We start from the raw sequence: 14,026 nt of genomic DNA on the forward strand, positions 1-14,026 counted from the left end.
CGGCGAGGTCCCTGAGCCCCTCGATCTCGGGGGACGGCACCCATACCGGGGTGACGTCGTGCGACAGTATCGCCTTGGCCATCCTGGCCGCGTCGTTGCGGTCGTTCTTGGACGAGAGGTCTGCCGACGACCTCGGGACCCTGGAGACGGCCGCGACGACGCAGTCGACGCCGAGCCCGGAGAGCTCCCTCTGCGGGGCGAAGCCGAGGTAGCCGCTCTCGTAGGCGGCGAGCGACGGGCCGGGGAAGCCCGACATCCACTCCGCGACCTCGCCCCAGGGGTTGCCGCGGAACCTCCTCGTCACGGCCTCGCCCGTCTCCGCGTCGAGCGCGCAGACGGTGGTGGACCTGAGGTGTACGTCCATTCCGAAGGCGGTAGAATATCTAGGCACGGGAGCCTCCCAACCTCGTTGCGGCGCGGCTGCGCCTCTGGCACTTCAACAACATTGTCGCAGCCCCGACCCGCGGTCACGAGCGGGGGCTCCTGTCGTTTCCGTGCCCCTGGATTGGGTCATAGTGTCTGACTTTTGCCCCACCTGCGGCGCTGCCATTGTTGCTGCAGGGGGACAGCTTGCTCGCTCTGGTGCCTGTTCGCTGTCCGTTCTCTGCCCGCAACGTTTCTGCTGTTGGTGCAAAGGGGTCAGATTACTTTGCGCCAAAAGGGGAAGTTGCGGTGGAATAGTTCCTGTTTGGCCGTCTTGAGGGGTTAAACGGGAACTATTTCACCGCAACTTATCGATGGCGTGTTTGGTTGGTGCCAGTTGATTGCTTGGGCGTTGGGGAGGGTCTGCTCCGTTATAATCGCCTAGAACATTAAATGGAAACGGGACGGGAGCCATATATGCGCCAGGGTTTCGACAACGCGAAGTATATCGAGCTGCAGGCTGCTCACATTAAGGAGCGCATCTCACAGTTTGGTGGCAAGCTCTATTTGGAGTTTGGCGGCAAGCTGTTCGATGACTATCATGCGAGCCGCGTGCTGCCGGGTTTTGAACCGGACAGCAAGTTCCGCATGCTCAAGAGCATCGCCGACGATGTCGAGGTTATCATCGCGATCAACGCGAACCACATCGAGAAAAACAAGGCTCGTGGTGACCTTGGCATTACCTATGACGAGGATGTGCTGCGCCTGGTTGACCTGTTCCGCGGCAACGGCTTTGCCGTCGCGGCTGTGGTCATCACCCAGTACGCCGGCCAGCCTGCTGCCGATGTGTTCCGCAACCGCTTGAACGCGCTCGGTATTCCCGCCAAGCTGCACTATCCCATCGAGGGGTATCCGCACGATGTCGATCTGATCGTGTCCGACGATGGCTACGGCAAGAACGAGTTTGTCGAGACCACGCGTCCGCTCGTTGTCGTGACGGCACCCGGCCCCGGCTCGGGCAAGCTCGCTACTTGCCTCTCGCAGCTGTATCACGAGCATAAGCACGGTACCGCCGCCGGCTATGCCAAGTTCGAGACCTTCCCGGTCTGGAATCTTCCTCTGACGCATCCGGTCAATATTGCCTACGAGGCCGCCACGGCTGACCTCGACGACGCCAATATCATCGATTCGTTCCACCTTGAGGCCTACAACAAGACCACGGTCAACTACAACCGCGACGTCGAGGCCTTCCCGGTAGTCCGTGCCCTGATGGAAAAGATCCTGGGCAAGAGCCCCTACCAGAGCCCTACGGACATGGGCGTCAATATGGTCGGCTTTGCCATCACCGATGACGATGCCTGCCGCGACGCTTCCAAGATGGAGATTGTCCGCCGCTACTTTACCGCGGTCGAAAATGTGCGCCGTACCGGCGTGGGCGATGAGCAAGTCGACCGTCTCAAGATTATTATGAAGAAAGCCGGCATCGATAAGAACTACTCACCGGCGCGCTCGGCGGCCCTCACCAGGGAGCAACTGACGGGTGGTCCCGTGGGTGCCATGGTCATGCCCGATGGCTCCGTGGTGACCGGTAAGACCTCCACGCGCCTGGGCGCCGCAAGTTCGCTCATTATGAACGCCCTCAAGCACGTCTCGGGCGTCGACCTTGAGCTCGAGGTTATCAGCGATGAGGCGATCGAGCCCATCAGCAAGCTCAAGACGCATTTCCTGGGCAGCAAAAACCCGCGCCTCCACACCGACGAGACGCTTATGGCGCTGTCGATCACCTCGGCCACGAGTGAGACGGCCGCTCGCGTCCTTTCGGGCCTGGAGCAGCTGCGCGGTTGCGATGCCTTCTTTAGCGTGATTATCTCGCCGACGGACGAGACGGTACTGCGCAAACTGGGTATCAACGTGTGCTGCGAGCCCAAGTTTGAGCGCCGCGGTTTCTTCCATCGCTAAGTTTGAAGCACCGCGGTAATTGCATTGCATTTTGGCCGTATCGGGTTAGCGCCCGGTACGGCTTTTTGATCAATAAAGCGCCTATTTCGGCGAAAAATAGCTGTTTACCTGCCTAGAAACAATTTGAGCGGTATACAATAACCGTAACTGTTTCATCCTTAGCGGGATGCCGCATGATGGATATTACCTGCCATCGTGAGGTGTGTCGGTCGCGCACGGCGCGTTAGATGCTCGTGCTCGGTTTGAGGAGGCTGCTATGGCGGGCAAGGGTCGTGCGAGTGTCAACGATATGAAGCGTGTCGAGGTGCTGGTGTTGATGGAGATCGACCAGCAAACCGAAGACAATGGCGGGCCGTATGGTTTCTCGCGCAAAACGCTTGCCGAGCGCGTGGGGGTTTCGCCGTATCGTGTCCGCGCCGCAATCGATCGCTTGGATTCCGAAGGCATGATTGATGTCGTCTCGCGTTATAGCGACGACGGCGGTCAGCTTGCAAATGGCATTTGCCTCACCGAACGTGGCGAGTGGTATCTTGAGGGCGTCCGTACCGGCATGCTCGTTCAAGAAATGCTTGAGGACGAGGTTGCTGATCGATAGCAGCATGTAACCCTTGCCACAGCGACGCCGCCTGGGAAACCGGGCGGCGTTTTGTTTCAAGATTGAGAAATGCAATCGCACGCGAGAAAAATTGCGAACGGTCCGCGGCGCGAGTATTACAATGAAGACCCGTAAGATGTGGATAAACAACTTCTACGGGAAGCGCAGGTAACTCAATATGACCAAGCATGTGTTCGTAACCGGTGGCGTGGTTTCGTCCCTGGGCAAGGGTATCACCGCGGCCTCGCTGGGCCGTCTGCTCAAGTCGCGTGGCTACAAAGTAACGATGCAGAAGGCCGACCCGTATCTGAACGTCGACCCCGGTACCATGAGCCCCTTCCAGCATGGTGAGGTCTTCGTTACCGAGGATGGTTACGAGTCCGACCTGGACCTGGGTCATTACGAGCGCTTTATTGACGAGAACCTGACCCGTGATTCCAACTTTACGACTGGTGCCATCTATAAGAGCCTGATTGCCCGTGAACGTCGCGGTGACTTTTTGGGCGGCACCGTGCAGGTGATTCCTCACGTCACGAACGCCATTAAGGATAAGTTCCGTCGTATTGAGGAGCAGACCGGCTCCGACGTGGTCATCACTGAGTTGGGCGGCACTATCGGCGACATCGAGTCGCAGCCGTTTGTCGAGGCCATTCGCCAGTACCGCAAGGAGGCCGGCCCCGAGAACGTCTGCTACATCCACGTGTCGCTCGTTCCCTATATCGCCGCCGCCCACGAGGTCAAGACCAAGCCGACGCAGCACTCCGTTAAGGAGCTCCGCAGCTTTGGTATCCAGCCCGATATTATCGTTCTGCGCTCCGACCACCATATCGACGATGCCATCCGCGGCAAGATCGCAAGCTTCTGCGACGTCGACACCGACTGCGTCTTTACCAACGAGGACTGCGCGAGCATCTACGATGTTCCGCAGCTGCTCGCCGAGCAGGACTTTGACCTGCGCATTTGCGAGCGTCTGGGTCTGGACCCGCGTGAGCGCGACATGAGTCAGTGGAACGAGTTCCTGCGCAAGCAGAACCATGCCAACCAGCACGCCGACAAGGTGAAGATCGCCGTCGTGGGCAAGTATACGCAGCTGCCCGATGCCTACCTGTCGGTTATCGAGGCCCTGCACCACGCGGGTGTGTTCTACGATCGCCACGTTGACGTGCAGCTGGTCGATGGCGAGAGCCTCGACGAGCAGAATGTCTCCGAGGTTCTGGGCGACGCCTCGGGCATCCTGGTCCCCGGCGGCTTTGGCAAGCGCGCCCTGGAGGGCAAGATCCTCGCGGCCGAGTTTGCCCGTGAGCACAAGATTCCGTATCTGGGCATTTGCCTGGGTATGCAGGTGGCCGTGTGCGAGTTCGCCCGCAACGTCGTCGGCCTTGCCGGCGCCAGCTCCTCCGAGTTCGATCCGGACGGCCCGTTTAGCGTCATCGATCTGATGAGCTCGCAGGAGGACGTGACCGAGAAGGGCGGCACCATGCGCCTGGGCGCCTATCCGTGCAAGCTCGCCGCCGATACCCTTGCTCGCGAGGCATATGGCGAGGAGCTCGTCTACGAGCGTCACCGTCATCGCTTTGAGTTCAACAACGCCTTCCGTGACCAGCTCGAGGACGCCGGCTTGGTTATCTCGGGTCTGTCGCCCGACGAGCGCCTGGTCGAGATGGTCGAGCTGCCGCGCGACGTACATCCGTGGTATGTGGCCACCCAGGCTCACCCCGAGTTCAAGAGCCGTCCGACCAACCCGCAGCCGCTGTTCCGCGAGTTCGTGCGCGCCTCGATCGGCCAGCACGAGGGTGTCGACCGTCTGCAGGTGACGCCCAAGAACCTCGCTACGGACTAAGGGTGCCGGAGAACCAGGAACATACCGAAGCTACTCCCTCGTCGCTCGCTGTGGTGGCGGGGGAGTATCTCGATTACCTTGCGGTCGAGCGGGGTTTGGCGCGCAACACGATTGCGGCCTACCGTCGTGACCTGACGACGTACTGCGCCTATCTGGAGCGGGCGGGCATTGTGTCTTTTGAAGAGGTGACCCGTCAGGTCGTGGAGGACTTTATTGCCGATCGCCGCGACGGAGGCTATTCCGACGCCTCGGTGGAGCGCGCGCTTGCTGCCGTGAAGGGCCTGCATGCCTTTTTGGTGCGCGATGGGGCCGTGGCCCAAAACCCGACGGCGGCGTTGCGCCTGCCCAAAAAGGCAGATCGCCTGCCGGAATACCTTTCGGTGGAGGATGTCTCGGCACTGCTCGATCAAGACTTTCCCGAGGGCGAGATGGGGCTGCGCGATCATGCCATCTTGGAAGTGCTCTACGGATGCGGTTTGCGCGTGAGTGAGCTGGTTGGGCTCGATGTGGGCGATATCCATATTGATGACGGGTTTGTCCTGGTGCGCGGTAAGGGCTCCAAGGAGCGTCTGGCCCCGTTGGTGGGAAGCGCGGCTCGCGCCCTGACACACTATATAGGTGACGGGCGCACTCTCCTGGCCGCGCATGCTCACGGGATGGAGACCTCGGCGGTCTTTTTAAATAAGAACGGACGTCGCCTGTCGCGCCAGGCCGTGCATGCGATATGCGAGCGGTATGGGCGCCAGGTGGGGCTGGTTGGGCTCCATCCCCACACCCTGCGCCACTCCTTTGCCACCCACATGCTCGCGGGCGGTGCCGACCTGCGTGTGCTGCAGGAGATTTTGGGCCATGCCGATATTTCGACCACGCAGGTCTACACGCATGTCGACCGCACGCAACTGACCGAGGTCTATCTGGCGGCGCATCCGTTGGCACATCGCTAGCACCTCGCTGACCTGCATATTTATAAATATTAAAGGGGACGGGCCCCAGATTGCCGAGACGCACTTTTGCGCACATGGGCAATCTGGGGCCCGTCCCATTTTCGCCAGACACCGACGCGTTGGTGGGCCGTGTGTACCGTGGGTGGGGGAGTTTGGGGGCGATGTGAACGGTGTGTAAAGGGACGTAAAAATCGCCTCAAGGTCAACTTGAAGGTTGAGGTTCGCGGGCGTGGTTCTACAGGTGGCATCCCGCCTTTGCTGCAAACACAACATATTGTGTTTTCGAACATATGCTCGGGGGTGTTTTACAACATATTGGGGGTGGAGTGGTGGGGTGGGGTGGGGGAAGGGGTGGGGAAAGGTGTTGAAAAATGGGGCGGTTCCCCATATTATTGATGACGTCGACAGGCGGGGTGGTTCCCCGCGTACGTGCCATCTGAGTAACCGAGGGGAGGGCGCACATGGGAATGACGGGTGCATACGAGCGCAATCTCGATGCAAAAGGTCGTCTATCCCTGCCTGCACCCCTTCGCGAGGAGCTTGGAGAGCACGTTCGCGTGTTTAAAGCCCTGGATGTCGATGCTCTGTACGTGTTCTCTGCCGAGGCCTTCGATAAGTGGGTCGAAGGACTCTTCGCGGGTCGTGAGGGCCACGAGGGTTTTAACCCGCGTGACATCAACGACCAGAAGCTCATGAGGGCGATCAACAAGCGCACCACGTCGATGGATGTGGACAGCGCGGGTCGTATCGGTCTTTCTGAGTCTCTCCGCAAGCAGGCGAACCTCGACCGCGAGGTCACGGTTGTGGGCAACTACGACCACCTTGAGGTTTGGGACCGCGCTACGGCCGATGAGGACGATGACGACGAGGCCCTGCTGGACCTCTTCTTCTCGTAAGGGCAAGGCACGAGTAACGGATGGAGCGTGGGATCTTGACACAAGAATATCGGCATGAACCTGTCATGCTCGGCGAAGTGCTTGAGTCGCTGCAGCTAAAGAGCGGCTCCGTCGTCTGCGACTGCACCCTTGGCGGTGCCGGCCATTCGGTAAAGATGGCCGCGCAGGTGGGGGAGACCGGCCTTTTGCTCGGCGTCGATCAGGACGACATGGCCCTCGAGGCCGCTGGCGCCCGTCTGGACCGCGAGGTTCCCGGCGTCCCGCACCAGCTGCTGAAGGGCAACTTCGGCGACTTGGACGAGCTGCTTTGCTCGGCCGAGGTGCCCGGGGTCGATGGCTTCCTGTTCGACTTGGGCGTTTCGTCGCCGCAACTCGATATCCCTGGCAGGGGCTTTTCGTACAACGAGGACGCCCCATTGGACATGCGGATGGATCCGGGTAACAACACCTTAAACGCAGCTGAGGTCATCAACACCTATAACGAACACGACCTCGCCCGGATTCTACGCGTCTATGGCGAAGAGAAGTTTGCCTCGCAGATCGCGCGCGAGATCGTGCGCCGCCGCGAGCATGAGCCGATCGAAACCACCGGTCAGTTTGTCGAGATCATCAAGGCTGGTATCCCCGCTGCCGCTCGTCGGCATGGCGGACATCCAGCCAAGAAGAGTTTCCAGGCCATTCGCATCGAGGTCAATCACGAACTCGATGTGCTCGAGCGAGGGCTTGACGCCGCCACAAGGTGGCTCAACCCGGGCGGACGCATCTGCGTCATCTCATATCACTCGCTCGAGGACCGTATCGTAAAGAACCACTTTAAGGAGATGAGCCAGGGGTGCACGTGTCCGCCGGAGATTCCGGTGTGCGTGTGCGGCAACGTGCCGATACTCAAGGTCATCACCCGCAAACCCCTGGTTGCCCAACCCGATGAGGTTGCGCGCAACCCTCGGGCGAGATCAGCCAAGATCCGCGTGGCGCAGCGTCTGTAGACGCGACCGCGCGATATTGGACCTCCCGCTCGTACCACAAACGAAGCTTAAACACACTACCAACGTACTCGGGATGGGAGGCGGCATATCATGGGCTACAACACTTCAAACGCAGCACTCGCCTATGATATGAACGCCATGCCCGCCTATCGTGAGGCACCGCAGGCTCCCGCTGCTCCCCGCGAGCAGCGCACGCCGCGCCTTGATGTCTACACGGGCGCGGGCCGTCAGGCAAACCAGGCGGTAAGCCCGGTTTTCATGAGCGTTCTTAAAACGTTTTGCATCATTGCGGCCATCTTCATGACGATCGGTGTCGCCCGTGTGGCGCTCGCCGGCGTTACGGCCCAGGTGCTCAACAGCAACGCCGCGCTTACCAACACGCTCGAGAAGGCGACCGATGAGAGCTCCGACCTGGAGGTCATGCATTCGGTCTATGGTGCCGACACGCGCATTCGCGACCTTGCGGGCGCTTATGGCATGGTGGAGCCCAGCGAGAGCGTTACACTTGACTTTTCGCAGGATGCAGCCGCGGGCGCTAGCTCGACCGCGACCGCTCAGTAACAAGACGGTAGCTGAGTATGACAAATGACTATCGCCGCGGCTCCGACGGGGGTCGCGGTTCTGGACGTCCCTCATCGCGGGGACGTTCTGGTTATCAAGGAACGGGTCGGCCATCTTACAACGCGAGGCCGTCCTATGGCAACGACCCCGCGTCGCGTCTCCGTGGCTCGAGTGGTCCTCAAATGCATAACACCAGGTCGCGCAAGAGTTCGTCGACCGAATGGCTCACAGGCACGCCTCTGCCTCGCCGCAAAGCCATCATGGGCTTCATCGGGCTTGGTTTGAGCTTGGGCGTCTTTCGCCTTGCCGACTATCAAATTGTCGAAGCCGATAAACTGCGCGAGCGTGCCGATGCGCGCCGCCTGCTTGCACAGACCCTCTATGCCAAACGCGGCACCATCTACGACCGCAACGGTAACGTGCTGGCGTCGTCGGTCGAATGTCGCAACATCGCCGTGAACCCGCAGCTTGTCGAGGATGTTGACAAGACGGTGTCGGCGCTGGTCAAGGCAACTGGAATCGATAAAAAGACCTGCCGCAAGCTCGTCGAGTCCGATGGCACCTGGGTGTATATCAAGCGCCAGGTGGACGAAGACGATGCTGCGGCGCTGGAGAAGAAGAACCTGCCCGGCGTGCTTTTTGAGCAGGCCATGAAGCGCGTATATCCATACGGCAATCTGGCATCGCAGGTGCTGGGTGTAGTGAATGTAGACAACGACGGCTTGACGGGTCTCGAAAAGCAATACAACAAGCTTCTGACCGGCACGAATGGTACCCTCGTGCGCGAGCGCGCGAGGGACGGCAGCTATATCGCGGGCGGTGCCTATAAAAAGGTGGCTGCGGTCGACGGCGTTGATATCGTGACGACGCTCGACGTCAATATCCAGCGTGCGGCCGAGGATGCCCTGGCAGAGGCAGTTGAGAAGACTAAGGCCAAGAACGGCTCGGCGCTGGTCACCGATCCTACGACAGGCGAGATTTTGGCAGCCTGCTCGTACCCGACCTACGACCAGACCGATCTGGAGAATGCCAAGACCGAGGATATGAATCTGCGCCTGGTCACCGACGCCTACGAGCCCGGCTCGGTCTTTAAGACGCTCGTGGCGGGCGCCGGCTTCGACTTGGGCGTCGTGCGATCGAGTACGTCGTTTGAGGTGCCGGCGAGCATCAAGGTGGGCGACGATACCGTCACCGATGCCGACAAGCGCGACTATGCCATGACCATGGATGTGCGCGAGATGATGCGCCGTTCGTCCAACGTGGGCTTTGTCCTGGTGGGGCGCAAGATCGGTGCGGATGACTTTGCCGCCTATGTGGACAAGTGGGGCATAGGTCACAGCTCCGGTGTCGATTTTCCGGGCGAGAGCCTGGGCATCGTCAAGGAGCGTGACCAGTATGACGGCGCCACGCTGGGTTCGATGAGCTTTGGACAGGCGCTGTCCGTCTCGCCGATTGAGATCGCACGTGCCGTGGGCGGCATCGCCAACGGCGGCGTGATGATGACCCCGCACTTCTATAAGTCCAGCAAGGGCGACGAGAAGGACTGGGGCGAAGGCGAGCGCGCGATTTCGGAGGACGCCGCATCCCAGGTGACATCGTGCATGCAGACGGTCGTGTCCGAGGGAACGGGCGTTGGCGGCGCGGTTGACGGCTATGACGTGGCGGGTAAGACCGGTACGGCCGAACGAGCCGACGAGAACGGCGGCTACCTCAAGGAGAACTACATGTCGTCCTTTATGGGCTTTGCACCGGCACAATCGCCCAAGGTGCTGTGCTATATCACGCTCGACGGAACGCCGAGCGGCTCAGATGCCGCTGCGGTGCCGTTCCAGTCCATTATGGCCAACGCGCTCGACGTGCTGGGTATCCCGCACACGAAGTAGGGGGTTACAATCTTTGGGGCGTGGTTTGTTGTCCCATATGAGGGGTGTTCACATGCCCTGCACCACGCATGCGCGGCGCTGGGATACAATACGCCGATAGCATTATTAGGTTTACAGGGGAGCTGCAATGATAGAGATCGCCGTCAACAACCTCGCGGCCGCAACAGGGGCCCGAACCGTGACGGGAGAAGCCGATCAGGTATGCCGCGGGTGCGTTATCGACTCGCGCCAGGTCGAGGAAGGGACGATTTTCGTCGCCTTTCCCGGTGAAAACGTCGACGGCAATGATTTTGCTTCCCGTGCCGTCCAGTCGGGTGCCGGCGCCGTCGTGATGACGCGTGAGCCCGAGGCCGAGCTGGTCTCGCTGGCGCAGGACAAGGGCTGTGCCATCTTGCTGACCGATGATCCCGAGGAGTTTCTGCTGCGTTTGGCGCACACGTACCGTCTGGAGCTTGGCTGCCTGGTCGTTGGTATTACCGGTTCCATCGGCAAGACGACGACCAAGGACGTGCTCGCCGCCGTGCTCGCCAAGCGCTATCGTGTCTGGGCCACCAAGGGCAATTTCAATAACCTGATCGGCATGCCACTCACGGTGCTTTCCGCTCCGGCCGATACCGAGGTCCTGGTGCTCGAGATGGGCATGAACCATTTCCACGAGATCGAGCGCCTGTCCCAGTCCGCCAATCCCAACCTTGCCATCGTGAGCAAGATTGGTACCTCTCATATCGGCATTTTGGGTAGCCGCGAGAACATCGCCCGCGCTAAGGCCGAGATTGTCCAGGGTATGTGCGCCGCTGGCGACTTCTTGCCGCTGCTGGTTTTGGGCGGCGAGGACGACTTTACGCCGTTCATTCGCGATACGTTCGCCCAGCCTGCTGGTATCGACGTGATGCTGGCCGGCGTCTCGGACGATGATGAGGTCCGTGCCCGCGACGTTCGAGTTGATGACGAGGGCCGTCCGGTCTTTACGCTCGATTTTGGTCAGGGCGAGACAATCGATACCATGCTTGCCATCCCCGGCGTGCAGTCCGTCCCAAATGCCGTTAAGGCCGCCGCGGTTGCCTATCGCCTGGGCGTGACGCCCGAGCAGATCGATGCTGCCTTTAGGGGCCTCACGATCACCGGTCACCGCCAAGAGATCAAGCGCGCCAAGAGCGGTGCCCGCGTCATCGACGATTCCTATAACGCCAGTGCCGAATCCATGGCTGCTGGCCTCGATCTGCTGTGCTCGCTTTCGTGCACGGGGTCTCGCATGGCGATCCTGGGCGAGATGGGCGAGATGGGCGATGAGGCTCCTCGCATGCATGAGCTCGTGGGCGCCTATGCCGCCGCCAAGAAGCTCGACATGCTGGCGTGCGTGGGTGGTGAGCTGGCCCAGCTTATGGCCGATGCCGCGCGCATGATGGGCATGGACGAGGACCGCATCCAGGTGTTCTCCGATTATCAGCAGGTGCTCGACCGCATGGGCGGCGCGCTTGAAAAACATGATGTTGTACTGGTCAAGGGTTCCCGTTTTGTTGAGCTCGACCGCTTTGTGGAAGGTGTGTGCTAGCCCATGTTCGGCAATCCCTCGTATCCAACGTATCAGGCTTTTTTGGGGCTTGGCATCGCCGCTGCCATTGCGCTGCTGCTCATGCCGTGGTGGATCAAGCTGCTCAAGGTCGAGGGTATCGGCCAGCAGGTTCGTGCCGACGGCCCCAAGCGTCATTTGGTTAAGCAGGGAACGCCCACCATGGGTGGCGTTGTCATCCTCGTCGCGATCTCGCTGACCTGCCTGCTGATGGGCAAGCTCACCACCGAGCTCGTGCTCGTGCTGCTCGCCACGCTGGCGACCGGCGTGCTGGGCCTGATCGACGACCTGACCTCCGTTACGCACGGGCGCTCGCTCGGTCTGACGCCTCATGCCAAGATGATCGGCCTAACCACTATCTGTGTCACCTTTACGGTACTTGCCGTCAACTGGTGCGGCGTCGCCCCCGAGATTCGTTTTCCCGGCGGCCTGACGATTGACCTCGGTGTTCTTTCGACCACCATCTGCGGCCTTTCGTTCCCGTGGCTCTACATTGTCTTTTGCTGGCTGATGATCGCCGGTCTTTCTAATGCCGTGAACCTGACCGATGGCCTTGACGGTCTTGCTGGCGGCACCTCCATGATCGCCATGCTCGCCATGGCTGCCATGGCGTTTTTGCACGGAGACGTGAACCTGTCCATCTTCTGCACCGCGTGTGCCGGTGCCTGCTTGGGCTTTCTGTGGTTCAACTGCTATCCGGCGAGCATCTTTATGGGCGATACCGGCTCGCTTGCCCTGGGCGCCGCGTTTGCCTGCACGTCCATCATGACCAACACCGAGGTCGTCTCCCTCATCATCGGCGGCCTGTTTATCGTTGAGACCCTGTCGGTCATGATTCAGGTTGTCTACTTCCACTTTACGCACAAGCGCGTCTTCCTTATGGCGCCCATCCATCATCATTTCGAAAAGAAGGGCTGGGCCGAGACCAAGGTCGTCATCCGTTTTTGGATTATCGCTGCGGCCTTTGGTGCCGTTGGCCTTGCTTTGTTCTTCCAGTTGGGATAGTGGTCTTTCATGCCTCTTGCTGATGTCTTTAGCCTGCTCGTTTTGGGTCAGGGCAAATCCGGTCTCGATGTCGCCCGCTGGGCGCTGGCACATCCCGAGCGCGTAAGCGCCGTTACCGTGTATGGCGGCGGCACCTCTGAGCCCAATGACGCCACGCGTGCGCTCGAGGCTGCTGGTGCGTCGTTTGTCTATGGGGCCGAACAGGTCGAGGGCGCCTATGACGTGTGCGTGACATGCCCGGGTATTTCGGAGTTCTCGTCCTTCTTTAAGGCGGGGCGTGAGCATGCCGCTCAGATTATGGGCGAGCCCGAGTTTGCCTATCGCTTGTCTCCCCAAAATTGGATTGCCATCACGGGCACCAACGGCAAGACAACTACCACGTCGCTGACTGATTATCTGCTCAAGGCCGCCGGTGAAGCCAGCGTGGCCGTCGGCAATATCGGTGAGCCGCCCGTGAACGAGATCGACGGCCGCGCACATAATGAGTGGTTTGTGGCCGAGCTGTCGAGTTATCAGATTGCTACGACCGCCGAGCTTCATCCTCGCGTGGCGGTGCTGCTCAACATCACGCCCGACCACCTGGGCTGGCACAAGAGCCACAAGAACTATGCGCTTGCCAAGATCAAGTTGTTCGAGAATATGGTCGACGACGACCTCGTGGTTATCGACGTTGAGGATGCCGGCATCCATGAGTTCGATGAGTACATCTACATGCCGGGCCGCCGCATCTGCAAGGTCGCTTTTGACGAGCCCGAGGGTGCAGACGCCGCCTTTGTGCGCGACGGCAAGTTGGTCGTCCGCCTGAAGGGCGTCGAGACTCAGCTTGTCGCCACTTCCGAGCTCAAGATCTCGGGCCATCACAATGTCATCAATGCCCTATGTGCTGCCACGGCTGCTTTGGCCGTCGGTGCCGATCCCGAGGGCATTTGCCGTGGTTTGGCATCGTTCCAGCCGCTGGAGCACCGCGTTGAGCCCTGTGGCGAGATCGATGGCGTGCGCTACGTCAACGATTCCAAGGCAACGAACACCGATGCAGTCGAAAAGGCCCTGACGGCGTTTCCCGACGACGATGTGATTTTGCTGCTCGGCGGCCACGATAAGGGTACGCCGCTTGCGGACTTTGCCCGCGTCGTTATGGACAACGTGCGCTCGGTCGTTTGCTTTGGCGATGCGCGCGAGCGCTTTACCGCCGCTATGGACGAGGCCGATGTCGATGGTGACGTGGATATCGCCCAGGCGGATGACCTGCGCGATGCCGTGGACGTCGCCCGTTCGCTGTCGAGCCGTGGCGACGTGATCTTACTTTCTCCTGCCTGCTCTTCGTTCGATGAGTTCTCGGGCTATGAGGAGCGCGGCCGCGTGTTTAAGGACTATGTGGCCCAGCTTGCCGCTGCGGCGAAATCGCAAATGGAATAGGGGTTGCC

General features: G+C 60.3%; 11 protein-coding genes and 1 pseudogene. 11 read left to right on the forward strand and 1 reads right to left on the reverse strand.

Annotated features, from left to right (window positions below; all coding sequences use genetic code 11):
- A pseudogene (locus ACESWY_RS06385) lies at window positions 1-391 on the reverse strand (IS110 family transposase); the annotation flags it as partial.
- A 449-nt stretch (window positions 392-840) separates the two neighbouring features.
- Between ACESWY_RS06385 and ACESWY_RS06390 the strand changes: the two are divergent.
- The 11 genes from ACESWY_RS06390 to murD all read left to right on the forward strand — a co-directional run bounded on the left by ACESWY_RS06390 (window position 841) and on the right by murD (window position 14,018).
- Complete coding sequence (locus tag ACESWY_RS06390; protein ID WP_006234276.1) at window positions 841-2,322, forward strand: DUF1846 domain-containing protein; 1,482 nt, start codon at window positions 841-843, stop codon at window positions 2,320-2,322.
- A gap of 256 nt (window positions 2,323-2,578) precedes the next feature.
- Window positions 2,579-2,917: a helix-turn-helix domain-containing protein gene (locus ACESWY_RS06395; RefSeq protein ID WP_161115922.1), complete on the forward strand. Its 339-nt coding sequence runs from the start codon at window positions 2,579-2,581 to the stop codon at window positions 2,915-2,917.
- Between the two features lie 178 nt (window positions 2,918-3,095).
- Window positions 3,096-4,757: a CTP synthase gene (gene pyrG, locus ACESWY_RS06400; protein WP_373094337.1), complete on the forward strand. Its 1,662-nt coding sequence runs from the start codon at window positions 3,096-3,098 to the stop codon at window positions 4,755-4,757.
- Window positions 4,758-4,759: 2 nt separating this feature from the next.
- Window positions 4,760-5,701 carry a site-specific tyrosine recombinase XerD gene (gene xerD, locus ACESWY_RS06405; RefSeq protein WP_373094335.1) on the forward strand — a complete coding sequence of 314 codons (942 nt, stop codon included), beginning with the start codon at window positions 4,760-4,762 and terminating at the stop codon, window positions 5,699-5,701.
- 461 nt (window positions 5,702-6,162) lie between these two features.
- Window positions 6,163-6,597 carry a division/cell wall cluster transcriptional repressor MraZ gene (locus ACESWY_RS06410; protein ID WP_035137949.1) on the forward strand — a complete coding sequence of 145 codons (435 nt, stop codon included), beginning with the start codon at window positions 6,163-6,165 and terminating at the stop codon, window positions 6,595-6,597.
- Between the two features lie 20 nt (window positions 6,598-6,617).
- On the forward strand, window positions 6,618-7,583 hold the full coding sequence (gene rsmH / locus ACESWY_RS06415) for a 16S rRNA (cytosine(1402)-N(4))-methyltransferase RsmH (protein ID WP_117636014.1): 966 nt from the start codon (window positions 6,618-6,620) through the stop codon (window positions 7,581-7,583).
- Window positions 7,584-7,673: 90 nt separating this feature from the next.
- The gene (locus ACESWY_RS06420) at window positions 7,674-8,144 is read left to right on the forward strand and encodes a hypothetical protein (RefSeq protein ID WP_373093678.1); all 471 of its coding nucleotides are present in this window, start codon (window positions 7,674-7,676) and stop codon (window positions 8,142-8,144) included.
- A 182-nt stretch (window positions 8,145-8,326) separates the two neighbouring features.
- Window positions 8,327-10,027 carry a peptidoglycan D,D-transpeptidase FtsI family protein gene (locus tag ACESWY_RS06425; RefSeq protein WP_373093679.1) on the forward strand — a complete coding sequence of 567 codons (1,701 nt, stop codon included), beginning with the start codon at window positions 8,327-8,329 and terminating at the stop codon, window positions 10,025-10,027.
- A 127-nt stretch (window positions 10,028-10,154) separates the two neighbouring features.
- Window positions 10,155-11,579 (forward strand): UDP-N-acetylmuramoyl-tripeptide--D-alanyl-D-alanine ligase, encoded by a 1,425-nt coding sequence (locus ACESWY_RS06430; protein ID WP_196033217.1) that lies wholly within the window; start codon window positions 10,155-10,157, stop codon window positions 11,577-11,579.
- A gap of 3 nt (window positions 11,580-11,582) precedes the next feature.
- Entirely contained in the window at window positions 11,583-12,602 is a 1,020-nt protein-coding gene (mraY, locus tag ACESWY_RS06435) for a phospho-N-acetylmuramoyl-pentapeptide-transferase (RefSeq protein ID WP_373093681.1), read from the forward strand.
- A 9-nt stretch (window positions 12,603-12,611) separates the two neighbouring features.
- Complete coding sequence (gene murD / locus ACESWY_RS06440) at window positions 12,612-14,018, forward strand: UDP-N-acetylmuramoyl-L-alanine--D-glutamate ligase (protein WP_161115920.1); 1,407 nt, start codon at window positions 12,612-12,614, stop codon at window positions 14,016-14,018.
- Window positions 14,019-14,026: the final 8 nt, after the last annotated feature.

This window comes from Collinsella aerofaciens ATCC 25986, assembly GCF_964237925.1.
GTDB lineage: Bacteria > Actinomycetota > Coriobacteriia > Coriobacteriales > Coriobacteriaceae > Collinsella > Collinsella aerofaciens_BJ.

Bases quoted from the DNA above. Each gene is read 5' to 3' on its own strand.
- ACESWY_RS06390 (WP_006234276.1), top strand. From the start codon at position 841: ATGCGCCAGGGTTTCGACAACGCGAAGTATATCGAGCTGCAGGCTGCT.
- ACESWY_RS06395 (WP_161115922.1), top strand. From the start codon at position 2,579: ATGGCGGGCAAGGGTCGTGCGAGTGTCAACGATATGAAGCGTGTCGAG.
- pyrG (WP_373094337.1), top strand. From the start codon at position 3,096: ATGACCAAGCATGTGTTCGTAACCGGTGGCGTGGTTTCGTCCCTGGGC.
- ACESWY_RS06410 (WP_035137949.1), top strand. From the start codon at position 6,163: ATGGGAATGACGGGTGCATACGAGCGCAATCTCGATGCAAAAGGTCGT.
- rsmH (WP_117636014.1), top strand. From the start codon at position 6,618: ATGGAGCGTGGGATCTTGACACAAGAATATCGGCATGAACCTGTCATG.
- ACESWY_RS06420 (WP_373093678.1), top strand. From the start codon at position 7,674: ATGGGCTACAACACTTCAAACGCAGCACTCGCCTATGATATGAACGCC.
- ACESWY_RS06425 (WP_373093679.1), top strand. From the start codon at position 8,327: ATGCATAACACCAGGTCGCGCAAGAGTTCGTCGACCGAATGGCTCACA.
- ACESWY_RS06430 (WP_196033217.1), top strand. From the start codon at position 10,155: ATGATAGAGATCGCCGTCAACAACCTCGCGGCCGCAACAGGGGCCCGA.
- mraY (WP_373093681.1), top strand. From the start codon at position 11,583: ATGTTCGGCAATCCCTCGTATCCAACGTATCAGGCTTTTTTGGGGCTT.
- murD (WP_161115920.1), top strand. From the start codon at position 12,612: ATGCCTCTTGCTGATGTCTTTAGCCTGCTCGTTTTGGGTCAGGGCAAA.